The sequence below is a fragment of the Microbacterium sp. TW_SC_2 genome (genome assembly GCF_055361165.1).
Window position 1 is genome coordinate 831,526 of the sequence record NZ_CM143952.1, and the last position, 23,619, is coordinate 855,144.

Here is a 23,619-nt window from a genome sequence, read left to right on the forward strand (position 1 = left end):
GTGAGGCCCGCGACGCTCATTCAGGGCATTCTCGCGGCGGCTAGACTGGTCGCATGCCCGAACCGAAAGTCGCCAGCTTTCCGGCGATCCGCGGTGCGCTGAAGTTCTACCAGATCGCGTCGATCATCACCGGAGTCATGCTGCTCCTGCTGCTCGCCGAGATGGTGCTCAAGTACACGCCGATCCACCTCGAGCTCTTCGTCGGGGGGTCCGGAGGAGCGCTCTGGTTCGCCGGCGTCCTCGCAGGCCCCGACTGCCAGTGGTGGTCGCTCTTCGCCCCGATGACGAACTCCTGCGAGATGACCTCGCTCGGTGACGGGTTCAACCTGTCGCTGTTCATCCTGGTCGCCCACGGCTGGTTCTACGTCGTGTACCTGTTCGCGTGCTTCCGGATGTGGAGCCTGATGCGCTGGCCGTTCCCGCGGTTCATCCTGCTCGCGCTCGGCGGCGTCATCCCGCTGCTCTCCTTCTTCATGGAGTCCATCGTCGCCCGCGAAGTCAAGACCTATCTCGCCACCAGGGAGGCCGCAGCGGCCTCCGCCCCCGCCCCGGAAGGTGTCCGTTGACCGAACAGTCCGAGACCCAGCAGCGTCCTGCGCTCGTCGTCGATTTCGGCGCGCAGTACGCGCAGCTGATCGCCCGTCGCGTCCGCGAGGCGGGCGTGTACAGCGAGATCGTGCCGCACACCGCCACCGCCGCGGAGATCGCCGCCAAGAACCCGGTGGCCATCATCCTCTCCGGCGGGCCCTCGTCGGTGTACGAGGAGGGTGCGCCGCGCCTCGACCCCGCGGTCTTCGAGCTCGGAGTGCCCACGCTCGGCATCTGCTACGGATTCCAGTACATGGCACAGACCCTCGGGGGCGAGGTCGCCCACACCGGGCTGCGAGAGTACGGCGCCACCGACGCCGTGATCACGGGTGACGGCGGCACGCTGCTGGGTGGACAGCCCGCGGCGCAGAACGTGTGGATGAGCCACGGCGACCAGGTCGCCACGGCACCCGAGGGCTTCGACGTGCTCGCGACGACGGAGGCCACCAAGGTCGCCGCCTTCGCGAACGAGGAGCGCGGCTTCTACGGGGTGCAGTGGCACCCCGAGGTCAAGCACTCCGACCACGGCCAGCAGGTGCTCGAGAACTTCCTGCACAAGGGTGCCGGTCTCGCTTCCGACTGGAACAGCGACAACGTGATCGCCGAGCAGGTCGAGCGGATCCGCGAGCAGGTCGGCGACGCCCGGGTGATCTCCGCGCTCTCCGGCGGCGTGGACTCCGCGGTGTCCACGGCTCTCGTGCACAAGGCGATCGGCGACCAGCTCACGGCGGTCTTCGTCGACCACGGGCTCCTGCGCAAGGGCGAGCGCGAGCAGGTCGAGAAGGACTACGTCGAGTCCACCGGCGTGCGTCTGATCACGGTCGACGCCGCAGACACCTTCCTCGGCCACCTGAAGGGTGTCACCGACCCCGAGGAGAAGCGCAAGATCATCGGGCGGGAGTTCATCCGCGCGTTCGAGAAGGTGCAGCTCGACCTGGTCGCCGAGGCCAAGGCATCGGGCAGCGCTCCGGTGAAGTTCCTCGTGCAGGGCACGCTGTATCCGGACGTCGTGGAGTCCGGCGGCGGCGCCGGCACCGCGAACATCAAGTCGCACCACAACGTGGGCGGCCTCCCCGATGACCTCGACTTCGAGCTGATCGAGCCCCTGCGCGCCCTGTTCAAGGACGAGGTCCGGGCGATCGGTCGCGAGCTCGGCATCCCCGAGGCGATCGTGGGACGGCAGCCGTTCCCCGGCCCCGGCCTCGGCATCCGCATCATCGGCGAGGTCACGCAGGACCGCCTCGACATCCTGCGCGAAGCCGACGCGATCGCGCGCGACGAGCTCACGAAGGCCGGCCTCGATCAGGAGATCTGGCAGTGCCCGGTCGTGCTCCTCGCCGACGTGCGCTCGGTCGGTGTGCAGGGCGACGGACGCACGTACGGTCACCCGATCGTGTTGCGTCCGGTGTCCAGCGAGGACGCCATGACCGCCGACTGGACGCGTCTGCCGTATGACGTGCTCTCCAAGATCTCGAACCGCATCACGAACGGCGTGCGCGACGTCAACCGCGTCGTGCTGGACGTGACGTCGAAGCCGCCGGGGACCATCGAGTGGGAGTGAGCGGTGTCGGTGTCTGCTGACGAGCGCGAGCCCGTGCTGCCGGATGCCGAGTACCTCGTGCTGTCGAGCCGCCTGATCCCGGGGCTCGACGGCGGGTATACGATCGCGACGCTCGCGCGCGCACGCCAGCTCGCGGGAGCCGGTGTGGGCGAGGGGCGTGGACCGCAGCTGCTGACCTTCGACCCGGGGACGCTCGAGGCGCACGCCGCGCACCGAGCGACCTTCGCCGAGCGGGAGGCATTGGCCGATCCCTCGCGCCTGCGCAACCTCTTCGACGAGGCCCGTGCCGACGACGGGGGTGCCGCCGCCTGGCTGCGCGCCGCCGCCGACCCGGCTCTGCGTGCCGAGGACGGCATCGAGTACCGCACGATCACGGATGCGCAGGGACGACCGTTCGTCGCTCTGCCCGTGATCGCGGGCGATCCGGACTGGCACCTCAGCACGGCGCCCGTGCTGATCCACGATGCCGACGGGGAACCCGTGGGCGCCGTTCCCGGCTTCGGGGGTCTCTACCGCGCCTGGCTGCAGCACGTCGTCGCCGACCTGGGGGAGCGCCCGATCGTGGTGATCTGCGAGTCCCGGCAGCTCGGTGAACTCATCGTCGGCTGGTCGGACCCGCGCGTGCGCATCCTCCATACGATCCACACGATCCACCTCGAGGCGCCGTACACCGCGGATGCTCCGATGAACTCCCTCTGGACGCGGTGGCTCGGCCTCGCCGACCGCTTCGACGCCGTGATCTGGCCGACCGCCACGCAGCGCGACGACGTGGTGGCGCGCTTCGGTGCGGCGTCGCAGCACGAGGTCGTGCCGAACCCGATCCCTGCCGTGGAGCGTCGCGATGACCTCCGCGAACCGGGCCTCGTCGTGGTGCTCGGTCGACTGGCGGCGGGCAAGCGCGTCGATCAGGCGATCCGGGCGTTCCTCGCCGCAGGCGTACCGGACACGCGCATGGAGATCTGGGGTGGGGGACCGGAGCAGGAGCGTCTCGCCGCGTTGATCGCCGACCTCGGTGCGGGGGATCGCATCGACCTCGCGGGCTACACCGACGACCCGGGGCGCGTGCTCGACCGGGCATCCGTCGTCGTCACCGCGACCGCGTTCGAGGGCCAGCCGCTGTCGATCGTGGAGGCGCTGCTGCACGGCACGCCGGTCATCGCCTACGACGCCCGCTACGGTATCCGCGACGTGCTGGAGCAGGGCGGTGGTGTGCTGGTGCCCTACGGCGACGAGGACGCCCTCGCGGAGGCGCTGCGCCGCGTGCTCGCCGACGATACGCTGCGCGGACGTCTGAGCGCCGAGGCCCCCGCGGTCGCCGCGGCCTGGAGTCCCGCGCGGTCGCTCGCCGCGCTCACGGCCGTGATCTCCGACGCGGTCGCGCGCCCCCCGCGCCGCTGACCTCGATCCTCGCCTCCGGAAAAAAACCGCGGGAATGTCGATCTTCCCCATTCCCGTTCGACGTCTTCAGTGAGAGGGTCGAGACGCCGACCCCGGATCAAGGAGAAGACCATGAAGTACATGCTCATCATGCGAGCGACCGACGAGGCCGTCGACGCGTACAAGGAGATGCCGTTCGAGCAGGTCATCGAGGCCATGGGGAAGTACAACGAATCCATGATGAAGGCGGGGGTCCTCGTCGCGGGCGAAGGACTCTCGGATGCCGCCGAAGGTTTCGTCGTCGACTTCGGCGCCGAGGCACCGCTCATCACCGACGGTCCCTACGGGGAGACGAAGGAGCTGTTCAACGGCTTCTGGATCCTCGAGGTGTCGAGCCGCGAGGAGGCCGCGGAGTGGGCGCGGCGCGCTCCGCTGGGCAAGGGATCCTTCCTGGAAGTGCGCCGCGTGACCGACGCCTCCGACTTCCCGGCTGACAACGAGTGGGTGGAGAAGGAAGCGGGCTGGCGCGACGAGCAGGCGCAGCGCGCGCAGCGCTGACATGACCGGCGCCCCTGCGGGAGGCGACACGGCGCGTTCCGCCCCCGATCACGCGTCGGCGGAGCGCGCCGTCGCCGCGGTGTGGCGCATCGAGTCCGCGCGTATCGTCGGCACGCTCACGCGACTGGTCGGCGACTTCTCGCTCGCCGAGGACCTCGCCCAGGAGGCTGTGGTCGACGCCCTGCGGCAGTGGCCGGTCGACGGTGTGCCCCGCAACGCGGCTGCCTGGCTGACCGCGGTGGCGAAGCGCAAGGCCGTCGACGGGTGGCGTCGGCGCGAACGTCTCGACGATCGGATCGCCGTGATCGCCCATGACCTCGAGCGCGCACAGGGCGAGGCGCCGGATGCTCCGTGGGACCCGGATGCCGTCGACGACGACGTGCTCCGGCTGATCTTCATCGCGTGCCACCCTGTGCTCTCCCGGGAAGCGCAGGTCGCCCTCACCCTGCGGGTGGTCGGCGGCCTGTCGAGCGAAGAGATCGCCCGCGCTTTCCTGGTGCCCGCAGCCACGGTGCAGCAGCGGATCGTCCGCGCCAAGAAGACGCTCGCCGCCGCGAACGCACCGTTCGAGCTGCCCCCGCGCGACGAGCAGGCGGCGCGTCTGAGCGCCATCCTCGGCGTGCTGTACCTGATCTTCAACGAAGGGCACGCCGCCAGCAGCGGATCCGAATGGATGCGCCCGGAGCTGAGCGAGGAGGCCATCCGCCTCGCGCGTGTGCTGGTCGCGCTGGTGCCGGGAGAGCCGGAGGCCCACGGGCTGCTCGCTCTCATGGAGCTCACGGCAGCGCGCTTCCCGGCGCGCACCGATGCGCGGGGGAATCCGGTGCTGCTCGCCGATCAGGACCGCCGACGGTGGGACCGCAGTCGCATCGTCCGGGGCCGTGCTGCCCTGGCACGGGCCGACGCGTGTGGACGCGGCCGCGCCGCGTACGCGCTGCAGGCCGCGATCGCGGAGTGCCATGCACTCGCGTCGTCCGTCGACGACACCGACTGGGACCGCATCGTGCTGCTCTACGAGGCTCTGGGCCGCATCGCACCGTCACCCGTGGTCGAGCTGAACCGGGCGGCGGCGGTCGCGATGGCGACCGGGCCGGCATCCGCCCTGCGCATCATCGACGAGCTCTCGGCGACCGGGGCCCTCCGCGGCTACCACCTGTTGCCGGCGACCCGCGGCGAGCTGCTTCTCCGGCTCGGGCGCGAGGAGGAGGCACGAAGAGAGTTCGCGGTGGCGGCGGGCCTCACCCGCAACGACCGGGAGCGCGCCCTGCTCGAGAGCAAGGCGCAGGGAGGATGAGAAGAGCCCGTCCTCATCGCTCAGCAGGGCTGAGGATGAGGACGGGCTCCGGGACGCGATGCGTCAGCTGCGGGCGCGGCTGCCCTTGCGACCCACGATCAGGCCGTAGACCAGCAGCACGATGATCGAGCCGCCGATCGCGAGCAGCCAGGTGCCCAGGTCCCAGAACTCGGTGAGGGGACGGTTGAGGATGAGGCTGCCGAGCCAGCCGCCGAGCAGTGCGCCGACGACGCCGAGCAGCAGCGTGATGAACCATCCGCCACCCTGCTTGCCGGGGAGGATGAGCTTGGCGATGGCGCCGGCGATCAGGCCGAGAAGAAGGAATCCGAGGAAACTCATGGTCTGCTCCTAGTGTGCTGTGGAGGACTCCCGGGGTGCCGAGGATCCGAGAGACCACTATCCCGGGAAATCACGATTCGCGCATCCCCTTGCGCCAAGACCCCCGCATATGGCAAGAGGCCCGCCTCCGAAACGGAGACGGGCCTCTCGACGAGCGTCGTGCGTCAGTTGCTGCCGCGGACGATCGCGATCATGCGCAGGATCTCGACGTAGAGCCAGACGACCGTGACCATGATGCCGAAGGCACCCATCCAGCCGAACTTGCGGGGAGCGCCGTTGCGGACGCCCTGCTGGATCTGGTCGAAGTCGAGCACCAGCGAGTACGCGGCCATGATGACCACGAGCACGCCGATGATGAGGCCGAGCGGGATGCCCATGATCTCGGCGCTGTACAGGCCGAACGCCTGGCCGGCGGGAAGCACTCCGGTCCACATCAGGACCAGGTTCAGCAGCGAGAACACGAGGTAGCCGACCATGGCGATCATGAAGATCTTGGTGGCCTTCTTGGAGGCGCGGATCTTGCCGCTCGCGAAGAGGGCGAGCGTCACGCCGACGACCGAGACCGTCGCGAGGGTGGCCTGCAGGACGATGCCGGGCCACATGACCTCGAAGAACGCCGAGATGCCGCCGATGAAGAGACCCTCGAAAGCGGCGTAGGCGAAGATCAGCGCGGGGCGCACCTTCTTGCGCGACGTGAAGGTGATGACCATCGCGAGCACGAAGCCGGCGAGGGCGCCGACCAGCATCGGCATCATCGTGACGCCCTGGGTCGGGTCGAGACGAGTGCCGCCGAGGGTCCAGACCCAGCCGACGGCCGCCGTGACGAGGAGGATGGCGAACAGACCCGCCGTCTTCCACACCGTGTCCTCGACCGACATGCGGTCGGTCTCGATCGCGCCGGCCGGAGGAGCGGCGTACATGCCCTCCAGCTGCGCATTGGCGGCGGCGTCCATCGCCCCGTGCTGGACGGAGGCGGCCTGCGCACTCTGAGCAGCCTGGGGTCCGCCCGGGTAGGTCGCGACGTTCCGCGGATCCTGCTGCTGGAACGCCGGGTTGTTGAATGCGAAATTGCTCATGGTGGGCCTCACTCCGAAGGGGGTCATAGGTCGCTTGGTACAACGATACTCGGGTGGGCCCGTCAGGGGGGTGTTCTACGCTGTGAGCGTGCCCAGGAAATCGCCGCTCGTGATCGGCCACCGCGGAGCCCCCGGCTATCGACCGGAGCACAGCCGCTCCTCCTACGAGCTCGCCTTCGCGATGGGCGTGGACGCGGTCGAGCCCGACATCGTCGCCACGAAGGACGGGGTGCTCGTGGTCCGCCACGAGAACGAGATCTCGGGCACGACCGACGTCGCCCGGCATCCGGAATTCGCCGACCGCAGGACGACCAAGCGCGTCGACGGACAGACGCTCACCGGTTGGTTCACGGAGGACTTCACGTGGGCGGAGCTCTCGGTGCTGCGCGGTCGGGAGCGGCTGCCCGAGGTGCGGGCGACGAGCGCGAGCTTCGACGGCGCCCAGGGCATCCTTCGGCTCACCGACCTGCTCGACCTCGTGCGCGCCGGCTCGCTCGAGCACGGGCGCGAGATCGGCGTGGTGCTGGAGGTCAAGCACGCCACGTACTTCGCGAGCATCGGCCTCGACCTCGTTCCTTTGATCGAGCGCGACCTCCGGGCCGCCGGATGGCACGACGGCCGCCGGCCTCTCGTGATCGAGTCGTTCGAGTCGACCGTCCTGGCGCAGCTGCAGGCCACCGGCATCGCGGCGTCGTACATCTATCTGATCGAGGCGGCCGGCCGGCCGTACGACCTGCTGGTCGCGCAGGGCAGGAAGGCTCCGTCGTACAAGGCGACCGTGACCGCGCAGGGCCTCGACGGCCTCATCGGCCGTGTCGACGGCGTCAGCGTGAGCAAGAAGATGCTGCTGACGCGCGACAACACGATCGTGCCCGACGCGCACGCCAGAGGGCTGCAGGTCTTCACGTGGACGTGCCGCCCGGAGAACGCGTTCCTCGCCCCGGAGTTCCGGGCAGACGGGGGCGCGGACGAATACGGCGACTACGAGGCGGAGTGGGCCGTGATCCGCGACACCGGTGTCGACGGGGTGTTCGTCGACCACCCCGATCTCGGCGTGGAGTTCTTCCGCCGCTGAACGGGGTCGGTCAGAGCGTGCGGTCGAACGCGCCCTTGCGCGTCGAGACGATCTCCTTGCCCAGGGGGGCCAGCGAGACCGGCACCATCTTGAAGTCGGCGATGCCCAGGGGGATGCCGATGATGGTGAGGCACAGGGCCAGTCCCGACACGATGTGACCGATCGCCAGCCACCAGCCCGCGAGGACGACCCAGAGCACGTTGCCGAGGAACGATCCCACCCCGGACGTGGGCCGGCTCACGACCTCGCGACCGAACGGCCAGATCGCGTAGCGTGCGATGCGGAACGAGGCGATGGCCCAGGGGATCGTGACGATCGGGATGCACAGCAGCACGCCAGCCAGCATGTAGCCGAGGAAGAGGGCCCATCCGGCGAGGATGACCCAGATGATGTTGAGGATCGTGCGCATGCCCCGATCATGTCACCCCGCGGGCGATCCGGCTGGAGATCTTCTCCGAGGTCCCGGGGAAGGCCGCACGCGGATGCCAGACTGACCGCATGAGTGGAATCATCGTCGACGCCGTCAGCAGATCGTTCGGAACGGTCCAGGCGGTGCGTTCCGCGACGTTCCGGGCCGAGGCGGGCCGGGTCACGGGACTCATCGGACCCAACGGTGCGGGCAAGACCACGCTCCTGCTGATGCTCGCCTCCCTGCTCGCGCCTGACACCGGCAGCATCCGAATCGGAGACGTCGACCCCGTCGAGGACCCCCTCGCCGCCCGCCGCCTGCTGGGCTGGATGCCCGACGCTCTCGGCGCCTGGCCCTCGCTCACCGCCCGCGAGACGATCGCGACAACGGCGCGGCTCTACGGCATCCCCGCGGCCGACGCCGCCACGCGGGCCTCCGAGCTGCTCGCGCTCGTCGAGCTCAGCGACCTCGCCGATTCCCCGGCCCGCGTGCTCTCCCGCGGGCAGAAGCAGAAGCTGGGCCTCGCGCGCGCCCTCGTGCACGACCCCCGGGTGCTCCTGCTCGACGAGCCCGCATCCGGTCTCGATCCCGAGGCGCGCGTGCATCTGCGCGTGCTGCTGCGTCGATTCGCCGCGGAGGGCCGCACGGTCCTGATCTCCAGCCACATCCTGTCCGAGCTGGAGGAGGTCGCCGACGATGCCGTGTTCATGGTGGCCGGTTCCGTGGTCGATGCCGCACCGGCGCAGGCGTCGGTGCGGCCCTGGCGACTCCGGCTGGCCGGAGCCACGGCCGCGCGGTCGAGTGCCGATGCCTGGCAGGTCGCGACCGCGCTCGGGGTGAGCCCCGACGTGCTGGGTGCTGATCGGGGTGACCTGCTGATCGGCATGCAGAACGAGGATGCGGCCGTGCATGCCCTGCGCCGACTGATCGAGGCCGGGCTGCCGGTGTCGGAGTTCGCCCCGGCGCAGAGCGATCTCGAGCACACCTTCCTGAACCTGCGGCAGCATGCCGCGCCGTTCGCTCCTTCCCCGGCAGCGGCCCCGGGCCAGGGAACGCCCCCGCCCCCGCCGCCCGGCCCCACGACGGCGACGGAGGCCGACGCATGAGCATCTCGCACATCACCACGATCGCCCGTCTCGAACTGACGCAGCGGCTGCGCAGCGTCGGCTGGTACGTGCTGCTCGGCGTCTTCGTCGTCGTGCTGATCGGCGTGACCGTGCTCGCGTTCGCCGTCTACTCCTGGGGTGACTTCGTCGGCGCCGGTGTCTACTCGATCGTCGTCAACATGGTGCTGCTGCTGGTCGTGCTCGTGTCGCCGACGCTGAGCGGCAATGCGATCAACGGCGATCGGGACGCGGCGACGCTCGCGGCGATCCAGGTGACGACTGCCACGACCGGCGACATCATGCTCGGCAAGCTTCTCGCGGCGATCGCCACGGGCGGGGCCTTCCTCCTGGTCGCGCTGCCGTTCCTCGCGATCTCGCTGCTGGGCGGCGGGGCGGATGCCCTCGTGCTGCTGGTGTCACTGCTGGTGCTGGCCGTCGAGATCGTCATCGTCGCGGCGATCGGTGTCGGGCTCAGCGGGCTGATCGCTCGACCGCTCTTCTCCGTCGCCAGTACCTATCTCGTGGTCGCGGGGCTCGTGCTGGGCACCCTGATCGCGTTCGCCCTGGGCGGTCTGGCCGTGCGCAGCGAGGCGACCAACTACAGCCGACCCTACGACGCGGCGGGCAACGTCGACTGCGAGAACTGGCAGACCTACACCTACGAGGTCCCGCGGTTCGACTACGTGTGGTGGGCGCTCGCCGCGAACCCGTTCGTGGTGCTCGCGGATGCGACGCCGACCGAGTTCTCGCCCGAGGGCTACCCGGTCGACCTGTTCGGTCAGATCAAGCTGGGAGTCCGCAGCGCCCAGTTGCCGCCGGTCGAGCAGCGCTGGGACGAATGCTCCACGGAGGGGACGACGACTCCGACGCCCCGCGAGGTGCTGGACTCCACCGTGCCGAGCTGGTTCGTCGGACTCGGTGTGCAGATCGTGATCGCCGGCGGGCTGTTCGCCGGCGCCTGGTCGCGCACGCGCACTCCGGCCCGACGGCTGCCGCCGGGAACGCGCATCGCCTGAGACACCCGGACGGGACGGGGAACGTGCAACGGCAACCGCGCGTTCACCGCGAGTCCATCCGGGAGACCGGGCGCGGCCATCCGACATCGATGGTCTGATCGGGTACCCGTCCGCGTACCCGATCAGGAGTTCCATGTCCCGCCTGCACCGCGGGGTCTCGGTCACGGTGGTCTGCGCTCTCAGCGCTGCCGCCCTGCTCGCCGCCCCCGCTGCCGCCTCGGCTGCCCCCGCCGTCTCCTCGGCGGCCCCTGCCGCCCCCACCGAGGTCGTCGCGCCGCTCGCTGCGTCGACACTGGTCCTGAACGAGATCGTCTACGACGACGCGCAGACGGGCCTCGCCGATCAGGTCGAGATCTTCAACGCCGGTACCGAGACGGTCGCGCTCGACGGCTGGACGATCTCCGACGAGAAGCGAGACGTCTTCGGGCAGGCTCCGGCCGGCACGAGCCTGGCCCCCGGGGCGTTCCTCGTGCTCGTGAAGGATGTCGACTTCGACTTCGGACTCGGCAAGGGCGATGAGGTCGTGCTGTACGACCCGAGCGGCGCCGTCGTCGACGCCCACGCCTACGAGAACACGGCGCCGCTCTCGGTCTGGGCACGCTGCCCCGACGGGACCGGTGACTGGGCGCCCGCGACGGCGGCGACGCCCGGGGGCGCGAACGACTGCTCGATCGCACCCGTGGCGGGGTCCCTGCGCATCAACGAGGTCGACTCGCAGCCCGCCGACTGGGTGGAGTTCCACAACCCGGGGACGGCGGAGCTGGACATCTCCGGCTACGAGATCCGCGACAACTCCGACGACCACCGCTGGCAGTTCCTCCCGGGGACGACCATCGCCGCGGGGGAGTACCTGCTCGTGGAGGAAGGGACGATCGGTCTGGTCGACGGGGTCGAGACGGCGTTCCGCGATCCGATCGGCATCGGCAGCGCTGACCGCATCCGCCTCTTCGACACGACCGGTGCGCCGATCGACGACACGCAGCCGTGGAACGGGCATGCCGCGATCGACGGCGACACCGCCGCGGCGACGCTGGCGCGCTGCCCCGACGGCGTCGGCGATCTCGTGCTCGCCTACGCCACGCCGGGGGCGACGAACTCCTGCGTGCTGCCCTCGGTCGTGATCAACGAGATCGAGTCGAACGGCGACGCCACGGACTGGGTGGAGGTCATGAACACCGGGACGACGGCCGTCGACCTGTCGGGCTGGACCGTGATGGACGCCGACCCGAACGGCCACGCGAACGAGACCACACCGCTGCCGGCCGGCACGACCCTGGCACCCGGCGCCTACTTCGTGTTCGACCAGCCGACGAACTTCGTGTTCGGTCTCGGCAACGGCGACACCGTGACGATCCGCGATGCCGACGGCACCACCGTGGCCGAGCACGTCTACACGGCGCACGCGGCCGGCGTCCTGGCACGCTGCGCGGACGGCATCGGGGAGTTCGTCGACATCGCCGTCTCCACCCAGGGGCTGCGCAACGCCTGCGGCAACCCGGTGCGGATCAACGAGGTCGAGTCCGACGGCGGATCGCCCGATGACTGGATCGAACTGGTCAATCCGACCGCGAGCGAGCTCGACGTCGCGGGCGTGATCGTGAAGGACGACGACGACACCCACGCCTACACGATCCCGGCCGGCACGCGCATCGCGGCAGGCGGCCACCTCGTGATCGACCGCGAAGCGCTCGGATTCGGGCTCGGCGGGGGCGACGCGGTGCGCCTGTTCGACGGCGACCTGCTGATCGACGAGACCACCTGGGGCGAGGGCCACGCGTCCCCCACCTGGGGGCGGTGCCCCGACACGACCGGCGCGTTCGCGGCGACGGCGGAATCGACCAGGGGAGCACCCAACGTGTGCATCGGGGAGGTCGAGGTCACGCCGTGGCCCGGCTCTGCCGAGGTGCGCGTGCTCGACGACGTCCCGATGTTCCTGGAGGACAGCTCGGGTCTCGACGTGCAGGAGACCGCCGACGGCGCGTTCCTGTGGGCGGTCGACAACGGCGAGGGGCGCATCTGGAAGCTCGCGGCGGAGGCCGACGGCTCGGTCGCCCTGGTGGACGGCTGGGCGGACGGCAAGCGCGTGCGTTTCGCGAAGGATGCCGCGGATCCCGGCGCGGCAGGCCCGGACACCGAGGGCATCACGGTCGACGGCGACGGGTTCGTCTACGTCGCCTCGGAGCGCGACAACAGCGCCAAGGGCGTCAACCAGAACATCCTGCTGAAGGTCGATCCGGATGCCGCGGCGGGCGACCTCGTCGCGCAGCAGGAGTGGGATCTCACCGCGCTGCTGCCGGCCGTCGGTGCGAACCTCGGCATGGAGGCGGTGCAGTGGGTGCCGGATGCCGCGCTCGCCGGTGCGCTGTTCGACGACACCACGGGTGCCGCGTACGACCCGGCCTCGCATCCCGGTCACGGCGACGGACTGTTCCTCGTCGCGGTCGAGGACGGCGGGCACGTGTACGCCTTCGCCCTCGGCGCGGACGGCGGCGCCACCCTCGTCTCGGAGATCGATCCCGGACTCGCGGGCGTGATGGCGCTGGACCACGACAGCGTGCGCGGCGTCCTCTGGGCGGTGTGCGACGACGGCTGCGGCGGACGCTCCGCCGAGATCACCCTGAACGGCACCGCGCAGCCCGCGATCGTGCAGCACGATCGGCCGGCCGGGATGCCCGACATCAACAACGAGGGCTTCGCCACGGCCCCCGCCTCGCTCTCGGTCGACGGACAGCGGCCGGTGTGGTGGTTCGCGGACGGCTTCGCGTCGGAGGCGCTCCGGGTCGGCACCCTCCCGGGCGTCGATGCCGAGGACCCCGACGACACCACGCCCCCGCCGGCCGACGGGGGCGGAGGAGACGGCTCGGCCGGAGACGGCTCGACGGGCGACGGCGCCGGCGACGGTTCCCTCGCCACCACGGGCTCCGAGCTGCCGGTGGCCGCAGCGGTGATCGCCCTGCTGCTCCTGGCGGCCGGCGGCATCGCTCTCCGGGCCCGCCGGCGCGAGGTCTGATCCGGATCGGTCCTGCGAGGGGCGGGGGAGCTCGTCTCCTCCGCCCCTCCGCGCGTCCGATCCGTGCCGCCGTGTCGGTGCCGCCGCCTAGACTCGTAAGGCCATGACCGAAGCCCCTCTCATCGTCCCCGGAACCGTCGGCCCTCGCTCCTCAGGGGCCGAGGGTCAGGACGAGCTCCTCGCCGGACTCAACCCCCAGCAGCTCGAAGCCGTCACATACCGCGGCCCCGCCCTGCTCATCGTCGCGGGTGCCGGTTCGGGGAAGACCAGCGTGCTGACCCGCCGCATCGCCTCCCTGCTGCGCAAGCGCGAGGCCTGGCCGAGCCAGATCCTCGCGATCACCTTCACCAACAAGGCCGCCGGCGAGATGCGCGAGCGCGTGGCCGGCCTGGTCGGAGACGTCGCCCGCGGGATGTGGATCTCGACCTTCCACTCGGCCTGTGTACGCATCCTGCGCCGTGAGGCCGAGCAGTTCGGCTTCACCAAGACCTTCACGATCTACGACTCCGGTGATTCCCGGGCGCTCATCAAGCGCCTGGTCAAGGAACACGAGGCCGACGCCTACGGGCTGACCCCCGGCGCGGTCCAGTCGCGGATCTCGAAGCTCAAGAACGAGCTGTCGGATGCCGAGTCCTACGCGCGCGACGCGAACATGTCCGATCCGGCGGAGCGCATCTTCGTCGAGCTGTTCGCCGACTACCAGCGACAGCTCCGCAAGGCCAACGCGTTCGACTTCGACGACCTGATCGGGCAGACCGTGTATCTGTTCCGCGCCTTCCCGCAGGTCGCCGACACGTACCGACGGCGCTTCCGCCACATCCTCGTCGACGAGTACCAGGACACCAACCACGCGCAGTACGCGTTGATCCACGAGCTCACCCGCCCCGTCTCGGGGGCGGCATCGGGCTCCGCGCCCGACCCGTATGCCTCCAACGGCATGATGATCTTCGAGCCCGACCCCGCTCCGGCCGCGGAGGACACCGCAGGGGCCTCGCTCACGGTGGTCGGCGATTCCGACCAGTCGATCTACGCCTTCCGCGGGGCGGACATCCGCAACATCAGCGAGTTCGAGCGCGACTTCCCGGGTGCACGCGTGGTGCTTCTCGAGCAGAACTACCGCTCCACCCAGAACATCCTCTCGGCCGCGAACGCGGTGATCGGCAACAACTTCGACCGCAAGGACAAGAAGCTCTGGAGCGACCGCGGCGACGGCGATCGGATCATCGGCTTCACCGGCTACTCGCAGCACGACGAAGCCCAGTTCGTCGCCGACGAGGTCGAGGCGCTGCACCGCGCCGGCATGGCGTACTCCGAGATGGCGGTGTTCTACCGCACGAACTCGCAGTCGCGCGCGCTGGAGGAGATCTTCATCCGCTCCGCCGTGCCGTACAAGATCATGGGCGGCACCAAGTTCTACGAGCGCGCCGAGATCAAGGACGCCCTGGCGTATCTCGTGGCCGTCGCGAATCCCGCCGACGAGATGTCGGTGCGTCGCATCCTGAACAAGCCGCGCCGTGGCATCGGAGACGTCACCGAGACCGCGATCGCGCGCTTCGCGGAGGAGCACGGCATCAGCTTCCGCGATGCTCTGGCCAACTCCACCCAACTGGGCTTCGGGCCCAAGATCCAGGCCGCGATCGCGCATCTTGATGCCGTGCTGGCCGAGGCGACCGAGATCCTGCTGCCCGCGTCCGGGGAGCTGCCCCCGCCCACCTCGGTGGCGGAGGGACTGAGCCTGCTGCTGTCGAAGAGCGGCTACCTCGACGCCCTGCGCGCGAGCCGCGATCCGCAGGACGAGGCGCGGGTCGAGAACCTCGACGAGTTCGTCGCGGTCACCCGCGACTTCGCCCGCAACAACCCGGAGGGGACGATCGTCGACTTCCTCACGGAGGTCACCCTCGTCTCCGACGCCGACGACCTCGACGACGAATCCGGCACCGTGTCGCTCATGACGATGCACACCGCGAAGGGACTGGAGTACGACGCGGTCTTCGTCACGGGCGTCGAGGAAGACCTCATCCCGCACCGCATCTCGGCGGGCGAGCCCGGGGGACCGCAGGAGGAGCGCCGGTTGTTCTACGTGGGCATCACCCGCGCACGCAAGCGGCTGCATCTCTCGCTCGCGATGACCCGGGCGCAGTTCGGCGAGGTCACCGTCGCGATGCCGAGCCGGTTCCTGCAGGAGATCCCCGCCGCGCTGATCGACTGGCGCCAGTCGCCCGGTGATGTGAACTCCCGCGGTGGCACGCAGTCCCGGGCTCTCAATGCCCGCCGATCGGGTGGCTACGGCGGATCCGGTTCGGGATCGGGCGACCGCTTCGGCGTGAAGCCGCTGTCGGGCGGAGACTCGCTGCGCCCGCTGTCGACCGCGATGGACAAGTTCCCGAATCGCGTCACCGCCAAGATGCGCGACAACGGCGACCTCGAACTCACCGCGGGCGACCGCATCCGGCATTCCGACTTCGGTGAGGGACGTGTGGACGCCGTGACCGGAGAGGGTGCCAAACGCATCGCGCACGTGCGCTTCGACTCGGCGGGGCAGAAGAAGCTGCTCATCAAGGTGGCACCCATCGAGAAGATCTCTCCCGCGTGATCCGCGCCCGGCGGCGGGTTAGGCTGGCAGATATGGCCCTCTTCTCTCGCCGCAAGAAGTCCGACGACGATGCTGTCGCTTCCGCCGATGTGTCCGCGACCGATGACGGGTCGTCCCTCGCGGCGCCGGTGACCGAGACGGCGGCGCCCGCGGAGCCCGCCGCCACGGGCGCGGCCGACACCGCGGCATCCGACGACGACGCGTCCGAGACGGCGGCGTCCGAGACGGCGGCGTCCGAGACCGCAGAGACCGAGACCGCCGTGCCCACCATCGGGATCTCCGTGCAGGCGTTCCGGGGAGTCGGTGCCGCCGCCGGCCCCGCGGTCACCCTGCCGGACGCGGACGAGAAGCCCACGTCGGCCAGTCCGTCGATCACGCCTCCCCGACCGGCTCAGCCTGTCGCCCCGACGGTCCCGGCCGACCCGGAGGCACGCCGCCTGCCCCTCGCGCCCGTGCTGCCGCCGGAGCAGACGGAGACCGTCGCCGGCATGAAGGACAACGTCCTGTTGCGGGAGGCGCTCGCCCAGATCGAAGCGGGCGCGACGAACGAACAGCTTCTCGGGGTCATGCGGCAGGCGCTGCAGGGACACCTGTACATCCGCGTCAACGGTGATGCTCGGGCGCAGATCAGCGAGGGCAAGCCCCTCTCGGTCGCGGTCGTGCGCGACGACGATCGCCAGTTCATGCTCGCCTTCAGCTCGGCAGCCGCGGTCCGCGACTCCGTGAAGCTGGAGTCCGACCCCGCGGCGACCTCCGCTGTCGCACAGCCGGTCACGTCGGTGCTGCAGCAGGTCGTCTCCGGAGACTTCGCGGGCCTCATCGTCGACAACGCCTCGGCTCCGCACCGGGTGATCTTCCCCACCGAACTGCTGGAGAAGACGCTCGAGCAGGCCGATGTCGACATGCGCGTGAAGTCGCTCCTCGCCGCGCCCCGCGCGCAGGACACCCCGAAGAAGGTCGGCGAAGCGCTGGCGTCCACGCGGATGTGGGTGGCCGTGAATGACGGCACCGGCAGCGGCCAGGTGGGGATCGCGGAGTCGCAGACCGCCGACGGCAAGCGGTTCCTTCAGCTCTTCTCCCACCCGCTCGAGGTGATCGCTCTCGGGCGTGGAGACCGCCCGCTGCCGTTCACTCCGGAGCAGCTCGCGAAGGTCATCTCGAGTCACGCCGAGATGGCCGGGGTCATCGTCGACGCCGCGGGTCCCTCGATCCTCGTCGATCGGGCCGCGCTCGCGCCCGTCCTGGTGCTCGCGGTCGACCTGGGGGAGTGAGCTCACGGGGGGTTCCCCGTCGCGCGGCCGCGGCCTAGGGTCGGAGCATGGCCTCCGAACGTGTGACCCTGACCGTCGCCGACTCCGATCAGGACCGTGACGTGGCGCTGTCGAGTCCGAACCGGGTGATCTGGCCCGACGTCGGCATCACGAAGGCGGAGCTGGCTGACTACGTGCAGACCGTCGCCACCCCGTTCCTCGCGGCCAACGGCAACCGTCCGGTGTCCCTCGAACGGTTCCGCGACGGCATCGGGCCCGCTGCCGGTCCCCGGGCCGAGGGCTTCTTCTCGAAGAATCCTCCGAAGGGCACCCCCGACTTCGTCGACGCCGTGACCGTGACCTACAACAGCGGGCGGCAGCATCCGCAGATCGTGCTGAACCGACCGAGCGCGATCGTGTGGGCCGTGCAGATGAACACGATCGTCTTCCACCCGTGGGCCTCGCTCGCGACCGACGCCGACAACCCGATCGAGCTGCGCATCGACCTCGATCCGCAGCCGGGCACGGACTTCGCGGATGCCGTCAGGGCAGCCCATGCGTTGCGCGAGGTGCTGCGCGAGGCCGGACTGGAAGCCTTCGCCAAGACGAGCGGCAACCGCGGCCTGCACATCTTCGCGCCGATCGAGCCCGCTCACGAGTTCCTCGACGTGCGCCATGCGGTGATCGCGGCCGGGCGAGAGCTGGAGCGCCGGATGCCGACGCAGGTCACCACGAACTGGTGGAAGGAGGAGCGAGGGGAGCGGATCTTCGTCGACTTCAACCAGGCGAACCGCGACCGCACCATGGCCGGCGCCTACAGCCCGCGCGCGCTCCCCGCCGCGACCGTGTCGACCCCGGTGCACTGGGAGGAGCTCGACGGCCTCGATCCTGCCTCGTTCACGGTGCGCAGCCTCCCGCAGCGCCTCTCCGACGTCGGCGACCCGTGGGCGCACATGCAGGATGCCCCGGGGCGCATCGACACGCTGCTCGCCTGGTGGGAGCGCGACGTCGCCGAGGGGCTCGGCGAGTTGCCCTTCCCTCCGGAGTTCCCCAAGATGCCCGGGGAGCCGCCGCGCGTGCAGCCCAGCAAGAAGGTCGCCGCGAACTGGGATGCCGACGGGTCGCCCGCCGCAGACGGCTGATCCGGTTCAGCCCAGGACGTCGGCGAGGTCGTAGCCGGTGACCGTGTCGAGCTGACCGTAGGTGCAGGAGCGGGCCTCGCGGTCCGGGCGCCAGCGCGCGAACTGCACGGTGTGGCGGAATCGGGCGCCCTCGAGCTGGTCGTAGCGCACCTCGAGCACGCGCTCGGGTCGCAGTCGCACGAAGGACACGTCCTTCGAACCCGAGAATCGCGATCGCTCGCCGGCACCGGTGACGACCGCGCCCTCGTCGTCGCGTTCGACCAGCGGCGCGAGTTCCGCGACGAGCTCCTGACGGCGCACATCGCTCCAGGCGGCGACCCCGCCCACCTGGCGCAGCACGCCGTCCTCGTCGTGGAGACCGACGAGCAGCGACCCCACGCCCGACCCCGACTTGTGCACGCGGTACCCGAGGGCGACCACATCGGCCGTTCGCGCGTGCTTGATCTTGATCAGGGTGCGCTTGCCCGGGGCGTAGGGCTGGTCGAGAGGCTTCGCGACGACGCCGTCGAGCCCCGCGCCCTCGAACTCCGCCAGCCACCGGACGGCGGCATCGCGGTCGCGGGTGGTGCGGGTGATGTGCAGCGGATGCGCGACGCCCGACATCAGGGTCTCCAGTCGCGCGCGGCGATCCTGGAACGGGGCACCGAGCAGGTCGTCGTCGCCGATCGCGAGCAGGTCGAACGCGATGAACATCGCCGGTGTCTCGGCGGCGAGCTTCGTCACGCGTGAGGCCGCGGGATGGATGCGCTGACTCAGAGCCTCCCAGTCGAGCCGTTGCCGCCCGAAGGGTCCGGTCGCGACCACGATCTCGCCGTCGAGCAGGCACGGTCCGGGGAGCAGCTGAGGAACCGCGTCGACGAGCTCGGGGAAGTAGCGGGTGAGCGGTTTCGCTCCGCGGGAACCGATCTCCACGGTCTCACCGTCCCAGGAGATGAGGCCGCGGAAACCGTCCCACTTGGGTTCGTACAGCAGCCCGCCCGTCGTCCTCGCAGGGTCGGGGACCGCGGCTGCCGCCTTCGCGAGCATCGGGGCGGGGATGTCGTAGGGCATGGTCCCATCCTGGCCGCCGGGCGGGCGCCGCGGAAGGGCGCAACGCGTGCGGGGCGGGTCTGCTCAGCCGAACAGGTCGGCGAGGGACATCGGGGTGCCGGCATCCGCGAGAGCCACTCGCGCGGCGTGCCAGCCGGCCATGCCGTTCACGGCGGGGCCGGGAGGGGCGGAGGCGGAGGCGAGATACACCCCGCGCATGGGCGTGCGCCACGGGGCGGTCGACAGCACCGGTCGGCGCAGAGCCTGCCGCATGTCGAACACGCCGCCGGAGATGTCCCCGCCGATCTCGGCCGGGTTGACCGCCTCGCGCGAGGAAGCCGGGACCGCGTGATGCGCCAGGATCCGGTCGCGGAAGCCGGGTGCGAAACGCTCGATCTGCGCCGTGATGAGCTCGGTCGGGTCGAGATCCGACCCGTTCGGCACATGGATGTAGGCCCACAGCACGGCCTTGCCCGCGGGAGCGCGCGAGTCGTCGTGCACGGAGGGCTGCACCGCGAGCACGTACGGACGCTCGCTCACGCGTCCTGCGGCGACGGCGTTCTCGCTCGCCCAGATCTCGGCCTGGGTCCCCCCGACGTGCACGGTCGCGGCCTGGCGGACCTCGGGGTTCGTCCACGGCACGGGGCCGTCGAGCGCGAAGTCGACTTTCGCCGCCGCGGCACCGTAGCGGAACCGGGTGACGGCGTGTTCGTACCCCGCCGGCACGTCCGGGTGCGTGAGGGCGAGCCGGGGCGTCGTGTCGAGCATGACCAGGTCGCCGCGTCGGGCATCGCCCGCGTCGAGACTGGCGAGATCGGTCACGCGGATCCCGGTCTCGAAGGTGCCGCCGTGGGCCTCGATGTCGGCGATCATCGCATCGGCGATCCGCTGCGACCCGCCGCGGGGGTACGGCCACCCGCCGTCGTGGGCGAGCGCGCCGAGGAGCATCCCGGCGGCTGCTCCGGCCAACGTCGGCTGAGGCGCGTTGGCGTGCGCCACCACGCCCGCCATGAGCGCGGCCGCCCCATCGGTGAGGAATGAGTGTCGGGCGAGGGGAGTGCCCTGATCCAGCATCCGGATCGCATAGCGTGCCGCGGTGAGCGGGTCGTGCGGCAGGCGCAGGAGCTGGTTGTTCGTGAAGTCGACGAGTCCGTCGACGTGGGTGCTCAGCGGACGCAGCCGGGAGAGCCAGGCGTTCCGGTCGATCCCGAGGCCTGCCGCCGTGCGCTCGATGTCGTTCCAGGCGATCGCCGCGCGACCGCCGTCGAGCGGGTGTGCGTACGCGATCTCGGGTCGGACCCAGTCGATGCGGTCGGCGAGCCCGAACGCGCGGAAGAACGGGGACACCACGGCGGCCGGATGCACGGTGGAGCACACGTCGTGACGGAAGCCGGAGAGGGTGGACTCGGCCGTGCGGACGCCGCCGCCGAGGCTGTCGGCGGCTTCGAGGACGCGGACCCGGTAGCCGGCGCGAGCGAGGGAGACCCCCGCTGCGAGGCCGTTCGGGCCGGAGCCGATCACGGTTGCACGTGCCATGCCCCCAGTCTTGCACGCAGGAATACGGAGAACGGCCGGACCGGGTCTCTGGACGTGCGATCCTGGAGGGGATGAAAGAAGTACAGGGGCCGACCCCCGCAGGCACCTCCCGTCCATACCGTTCACTCCCGGAAGCGTTGCGCGCGCACCGCATCGATCCGTCGAACCACGCGTTCATCACCGCGATCGTGGATGCCGTCGGCATCTCCTCGTTCATCGACCGCGGCCGCTACATCGAGGCGATCCGTCGCGGTGAGGGTGCGGCCCTGCACATCGGCCGAACGTACACCAACGGCTTCACCGAGGACGAGCGGCTGATCGTGGGCGCGACGCCGCTGCGCCTGCAGCCGAGCGAGGGGCGGGCGCCGTACTTCTACGTCAGCCACCCGAGCGAGTTCATCCCGTTGGCTCCCGCCCGCGCGGCGAAGCGCGCCACGACTCCGCGCGTCTCCGCGCCTCGGGTCGAGAAGGGGTCCAAACCGGTCGAGGAGCGCGACTACGGCGTGTGCGACGTGTGCTTCATGGTGAAGACGCCTTCCGGAGGCTGCGGCTGCGACTGAGTGCGCGGTGCCCTGCTCAGGCGAAGGCGCTCATCCCGGTGATGTCGCGACCGAGCAGCAGCGCCTGCACGCTCTCGGTGCCCTCGTAGGTGTGGATGGCCTCGATGTCGGCCATGTGCTGCATGACGCCGTTCTCGAGCAGGATGCCGTTGCCCCCCAGCAGGTCGCGGGCGGTCGACGCGATGCGGCGGGCGGCTCGGGTGTTGTGGAACTTCGCCAGTGACGCCTGGGTGGGTCGCAGCGCACCCGCGGTCTCCAGGTCGGCCATCCGCCGGCAGTAGAGCTGCATGGCGGTGAGATCCTCGAGCATGTGGGTGAGGCGCTCCTGCACCATCTGGAACTTCGCGAGCGGTTTGCCGAACTGCACCCGCTGCTGGGCGTACGAGAGCGCGGCCTCGTAGCAGGCGGTGGCATGGCCGAGCGCCGACCACGCGACGCCGGAGCGCGTGGCGTACAGCACGACCGAGGCGTCCTTGAAGCTGTGGGTGCCGGGCAGCACGGCGTCGAGCGGCACGCGCACGTCGTCGAGCACGATGTGCGCCTGATGGATCGCGCGGAGCGAGGCCTTGCCGCGGATGACCGTGCCGGTGTACCCGGGAGTGTCCTGCTCGACGAGGAAGCACCGCACGGCACCGTGCTCGTCGGCGGTCTCGTCGTCCACCCGCGCCCACACGAAGGTGATGCCGCCGGAGGCGCCGTTGCCGATCCACTTCTTGGTGCCGCGGATGACCCAGCTCTCGCCGTCGCGCCGCGCCGTGGTCTCGAGCGAGACGGAGTCCGAGCCGTGGTCCGGCTCGGTGAGCGCGAAGGAGCCGAGGACCGAGGCATCGGCCAGTGCCGCGAGCCAGCGCTCCTGCTGAGCGGACGAGCCGAACAGGGCGAGCGTGCGCAGTGCGAGGCCGCCCTGCACGGCGAGGATCGTGCCGAGCGAGCCGTCCCCCCGGGAGATCTCCATGTTCACGAGCCCCGCCGCCAGAGGGGACAGACGGGTCAGGCCCGGGTGCTCGATGCCGTCGACCACCAGATCCAGCTCGCCCATGCGTCGGGCGGCGTGGAGGGGATACTCCGCGCGATCCCAGGCATCCGCCATCTGCGGGCCGACCTCGTCGATGTAGGCCTTCGCCCGATCCCAGACGGCGCGGTCAGGGGCGGGGATGTCGCTGAACACCGCGTAGTAGTCGCTGTCCCGACGTCCGGTGACGTCGTACGACGAGACGCGCTCGCCGGGGAACGGGAGGGCTTCGCTGCTCATGGAGACTCCTTCGATGACACCAGGTATCGTACGCCTCGATACTCGGTTCCACCACCTGACGCAGCAGGACGTGCGTCGCGGCGCGCCGGGACGCACGCCGCACGGCTAAGCAGTGCTCAGTCGAGCTGGCTGCGCAGGCGGCGGGTGATCTCCGCGACCGGCATCGAGCGCGGGAAGACCGCGACCACGACGTCATCCGGAGCGCTCGGCGGGGTCTCCGCGGCGACGCCGTAGCGGCGCCGGACATCGGCCAACGCGGACTGCAGGGTCGACAGCGGCACCTTCTTCGTGCCGCGCAGCAGCTGCCGCAGCACATGGTTGTGCACGGCGGTCACGAGGGCGGCGAAGGCGACGGCATCCAGAGGATCGATTCCGGGGAGCGCGCCGCGCAGGTACTCGTCGAACAGCCGCTCGTACCGGAACACCGTGATGATCTCGCGCTCGCGCAGCACCGGCACCTCGCGCACGATCTGGTAGCGGCGCCGGGCGAGCTCCGGATCGTTCGCGAAATGCGAGAAGACCGACTCGGATGCCGCGCACACCGCGCCCCAGGGGTCGTCGTGCCCCTCGGCGAGGAACTCCCGCAGCCGGTTCAGCAGGGCTTCGTGATCGGCGAAGACCACGTCCTCCTTGCCGCCGAACTGGCGGAAGAAGGTCGACCGCGAGACTCCCGCCGCCTTCGCGATCTGTTCCACGGAGGTCTGGTCGAAGCCCTGGGTGGCGAAGAGCTCGAGCGCGGCGGCCACGACGCCGGTGCGCAGTTCTGCGGATTCGTGCATGGGCGAAAGCCTAGACCTCGCCGCGCGCGGGGCGCAGGGGCAGGAAGAACGTCGACGCCGAGGTAGTAG

At 70.4% G+C, this 23,619-nt stretch carries 20 protein-coding genes; 13 read left to right on the forward strand and 7 right to left on the reverse strand.

Annotation, left to right across the window (positions count from 1 at the left end; all coding sequences use genetic code 11):
- The first annotated feature begins 53 nt into the window (after window positions 1–53).
- The 5 genes from ACWA14_RS03955 (at window position 54) to ACWA14_RS03975 (ending at window position 5,378) form a co-directional block, all read left to right on the forward strand.
- Window positions 54–566 carry a DUF3817 domain-containing protein gene (locus tag ACWA14_RS03955; protein ID WP_463796182.1) on the forward strand — a complete coding sequence of 171 codons (513 nt, stop codon included), beginning with the start codon at window positions 54–56 and terminating at the stop codon, window positions 564–566.
- Window positions 563–2,149: a glutamine-hydrolyzing GMP synthase gene (gene guaA / locus ACWA14_RS03960; protein WP_463796183.1), complete on the forward strand. Its 1,587-nt coding sequence runs from the start codon at window positions 563–565 to the stop codon at window positions 2,147–2,149. Before ACWA14_RS03955 ends, guaA begins: the two co-directional genes overlap by 4 nt.
- Before the next feature lie 3 nt (window positions 2,150–2,152).
- The gene (locus ACWA14_RS03965) at window positions 2,153–3,547 is read left to right on the forward strand and encodes a glycosyltransferase (protein WP_463796184.1); all 1,395 of its coding nucleotides are present in this window, start codon (window positions 2,153–2,155) and stop codon (window positions 3,545–3,547) included.
- Between the two features lie 111 nt (window positions 3,548–3,658).
- On the forward strand, window positions 3,659–4,084 hold the full coding sequence (locus tag ACWA14_RS03970) for a YciI family protein (protein WP_463796185.1): 426 nt from the start codon (window positions 3,659–3,661) through the stop codon (window positions 4,082–4,084).
- Window position 4,085: 1 nt separating this feature from the next.
- A complete protein-coding gene (locus tag ACWA14_RS03975; RefSeq protein ID WP_463796186.1) occupies window positions 4,086–5,378 on the forward strand; it encodes an RNA polymerase sigma factor in 1,293 nt (430 codons plus the stop codon).
- 63 nt (window positions 5,379–5,441) lie between these two features.
- Here the strand turns inward: ACWA14_RS03975 and ACWA14_RS03980 are convergent, their stop codons facing one another.
- Window positions 5,442–5,717, reverse strand: a complete 276-nt coding sequence (locus ACWA14_RS03980; RefSeq protein WP_463796187.1) for a GlsB/YeaQ/YmgE family stress response membrane protein — start codon at window positions 5,715–5,717, stop codon at window positions 5,442–5,444.
- A 164-nt stretch (window positions 5,718–5,881) separates the two neighbouring features.
- A complete protein-coding gene (locus ACWA14_RS03985) occupies window positions 5,882–6,793 on the reverse strand; it encodes a Bax inhibitor-1/YccA family protein (RefSeq protein WP_463796188.1) in 912 nt (303 codons plus the stop codon).
- An 88-nt stretch (window positions 6,794–6,881) separates the two neighbouring features.
- Between ACWA14_RS03985 and ACWA14_RS03990 the strand changes: the two genes are divergently transcribed.
- Window positions 6,882–7,868, forward strand: coding sequence for a glycerophosphodiester phosphodiesterase family protein (locus ACWA14_RS03990; RefSeq protein ID WP_463796189.1), 987 nt, complete (start codon window positions 6,882–6,884; stop codon window positions 7,866–7,868).
- Between the two features lie 10 nt (window positions 7,869–7,878).
- Here ACWA14_RS03990 and ACWA14_RS03995 read toward each other — a convergent pair whose 3' ends face one another.
- A complete protein-coding gene (locus ACWA14_RS03995) occupies window positions 7,879–8,277 on the reverse strand; it encodes a YccF domain-containing protein (RefSeq protein WP_463796190.1) in 399 nt (132 codons plus the stop codon).
- An 89-nt stretch (window positions 8,278–8,366) separates the two neighbouring features.
- Between ACWA14_RS03995 and ACWA14_RS04000 the strand changes: the two genes are divergently transcribed.
- From ACWA14_RS04000 to ligD, 6 genes are all read left to right on the forward strand, one after another.
- A complete protein-coding gene (locus ACWA14_RS04000; RefSeq protein ID WP_463796191.1) occupies window positions 8,367–9,383 on the forward strand; it encodes an ABC transporter ATP-binding protein in 1,017 nt (338 codons plus the stop codon).
- A complete protein-coding gene (locus ACWA14_RS04005; RefSeq protein ID WP_463796192.1) occupies window positions 9,380–10,399 on the forward strand; it encodes an ABC transporter permease in 1,020 nt (339 codons plus the stop codon). Before ACWA14_RS04000 ends, ACWA14_RS04005 begins: the two co-directional genes overlap by 4 nt.
- 133 nt (window positions 10,400–10,532) lie before the next feature.
- On the forward strand, window positions 10,533–13,409 hold the full coding sequence (locus ACWA14_RS04010) for a lamin tail domain-containing protein (protein WP_463796193.1): 2,877 nt from the start codon (window positions 10,533–10,535) through the stop codon (window positions 13,407–13,409).
- A gap of 103 nt (window positions 13,410–13,512) precedes the next feature.
- Complete coding sequence (locus ACWA14_RS04015) at window positions 13,513–16,002, forward strand: ATP-dependent helicase (RefSeq protein ID WP_463796194.1); 2,490 nt, start codon at window positions 13,513–13,515, stop codon at window positions 16,000–16,002.
- 32 nt (window positions 16,003–16,034) lie between these two features.
- A complete protein-coding gene (locus ACWA14_RS04020) occupies window positions 16,035–17,273 on the forward strand; it encodes an SseB family protein (RefSeq protein WP_463796195.1) in 1,239 nt (412 codons plus the stop codon).
- Between the two features lie 47 nt (window positions 17,274–17,320).
- On the forward strand, window positions 17,321–18,394 hold the full coding sequence (ligD, locus tag ACWA14_RS04025; RefSeq protein ID WP_463796196.1) for a non-homologous end-joining DNA ligase: 1,074 nt from the start codon (window positions 17,321–17,323) through the stop codon (window positions 18,392–18,394).
- A gap of 6 nt (window positions 18,395–18,400) precedes the next feature.
- Here the strand turns inward: ligD and ACWA14_RS04030 are convergent, their stop codons facing one another.
- Together ACWA14_RS04030 and ACWA14_RS04035 are read right to left on the reverse strand one after the other, a co-directional pair.
- The gene (locus ACWA14_RS04030) at window positions 18,401–19,444 is read right to left on the reverse strand and encodes an ATP-dependent DNA ligase (RefSeq protein WP_463796197.1); all 1,044 of its coding nucleotides are present in this window, start codon (window positions 19,442–19,444) and stop codon (window positions 18,401–18,403) included.
- 63 nt (window positions 19,445–19,507) lie between these two features.
- Complete coding sequence (locus ACWA14_RS04035) at window positions 19,508–20,959, reverse strand: phytoene desaturase family protein (protein WP_463796198.1); 1,452 nt, start codon at window positions 20,957–20,959, stop codon at window positions 19,508–19,510.
- Window positions 20,960–21,030: 71 nt separating this feature from the next.
- Between ACWA14_RS04035 and ACWA14_RS04040 the strand changes: the two genes are divergently transcribed.
- Window positions 21,031–21,519 (forward strand): SLC41A family transporter, encoded by a 489-nt coding sequence (locus ACWA14_RS04040; protein WP_463796199.1) that lies wholly within the window; start codon window positions 21,031–21,033, stop codon window positions 21,517–21,519.
- Window positions 21,520–21,535: 16 nt separating this feature from the next.
- Here ACWA14_RS04040 and ACWA14_RS04045 read toward each other — a convergent pair whose 3' ends face one another.
- Together ACWA14_RS04045 and ACWA14_RS04050 are read right to left on the reverse strand one after the other, a co-directional pair.
- On the reverse strand, window positions 21,536–22,771 hold the full coding sequence (locus ACWA14_RS04045; RefSeq protein ID WP_463796200.1) for an acyl-CoA dehydrogenase family protein: 1,236 nt from the start codon (window positions 22,769–22,771) through the stop codon (window positions 21,536–21,538).
- Window positions 22,772–22,887: 116 nt separating this feature from the next.
- Complete coding sequence (locus tag ACWA14_RS04050; protein ID WP_463796201.1) at window positions 22,888–23,550, reverse strand: TetR/AcrR family transcriptional regulator; 663 nt, start codon at window positions 23,548–23,550, stop codon at window positions 22,888–22,890.
- Between the last annotated feature and the right edge of the window lie 69 nt (window positions 23,551–23,619).

Excerpts from the sequence above, each read along its gene's own strand:
- ACWA14_RS03955 (WP_463796182.1), top strand. The coding sequence starts at position 54 with ATGCCCGAACCGAAAGTCGCCAGCTTTCCGGCGATCCGCGGTGCGCTG.
- ACWA14_RS03970 (WP_463796185.1), top strand. The coding sequence starts at position 3,659 with ATGAAGTACATGCTCATCATGCGAGCGACCGACGAGGCCGTCGACGCG.
- ACWA14_RS03975 (WP_463796186.1), top strand. The coding sequence starts at position 4,086 with ATGACCGGCGCCCCTGCGGGAGGCGACACGGCGCGTTCCGCCCCCGAT.
- ACWA14_RS03980 (WP_463796187.1), bottom strand. The coding sequence starts at position 5,717 with ATGAGTTTCCTCGGATTCCTTCTTCTCGGCCTGATCGCCGGCGCCATC.
- ACWA14_RS03985 (WP_463796188.1), bottom strand. The coding sequence starts at position 6,793 with ATGAGCAATTTCGCATTCAACAACCCGGCGTTCCAGCAGCAGGATCCG.
- ACWA14_RS03995 (WP_463796190.1), bottom strand. The coding sequence starts at position 8,277 with ATGCGCACGATCCTCAACATCATCTGGGTCATCCTCGCCGGATGGGCC.
- ACWA14_RS04000 (WP_463796191.1), top strand. The coding sequence starts at position 8,367 with ATGAGTGGAATCATCGTCGACGCCGTCAGCAGATCGTTCGGAACGGTC.
- ACWA14_RS04005 (WP_463796192.1), top strand. The coding sequence starts at position 9,380 with ATGAGCATCTCGCACATCACCACGATCGCCCGTCTCGAACTGACGCAG.
- ACWA14_RS04010 (WP_463796193.1), top strand. The coding sequence starts at position 10,533 with ATGTCCCGCCTGCACCGCGGGGTCTCGGTCACGGTGGTCTGCGCTCTC.
- ACWA14_RS04015 (WP_463796194.1), top strand. The coding sequence starts at position 13,513 with ATGACCGAAGCCCCTCTCATCGTCCCCGGAACCGTCGGCCCTCGCTCC.
- ACWA14_RS04020 (WP_463796195.1), top strand. The coding sequence starts at position 16,035 with ATGGCCCTCTTCTCTCGCCGCAAGAAGTCCGACGACGATGCTGTCGCT.
- ligD (WP_463796196.1), top strand. The coding sequence starts at position 17,321 with ATGGCCTCCGAACGTGTGACCCTGACCGTCGCCGACTCCGATCAGGAC.
- ACWA14_RS04030 (WP_463796197.1), bottom strand. The coding sequence starts at position 19,444 with ATGCCCTACGACATCCCCGCCCCGATGCTCGCGAAGGCGGCAGCCGCG.
- ACWA14_RS04035 (WP_463796198.1), bottom strand. The coding sequence starts at position 20,959 with ATGGCACGTGCAACCGTGATCGGCTCCGGCCCGAACGGCCTCGCAGCG.
- ACWA14_RS04040 (WP_463796199.1), top strand. The coding sequence starts at position 21,031 with ATGAAAGAAGTACAGGGGCCGACCCCCGCAGGCACCTCCCGTCCATAC.
- ACWA14_RS04045 (WP_463796200.1), bottom strand. The coding sequence starts at position 22,771 with ATGAGCAGCGAAGCCCTCCCGTTCCCCGGCGAGCGCGTCTCGTCGTAC.
- ACWA14_RS04050 (WP_463796201.1), bottom strand. The coding sequence starts at position 23,550 with ATGCACGAATCCGCAGAACTGCGCACCGGCGTCGTGGCCGCCGCGCTC.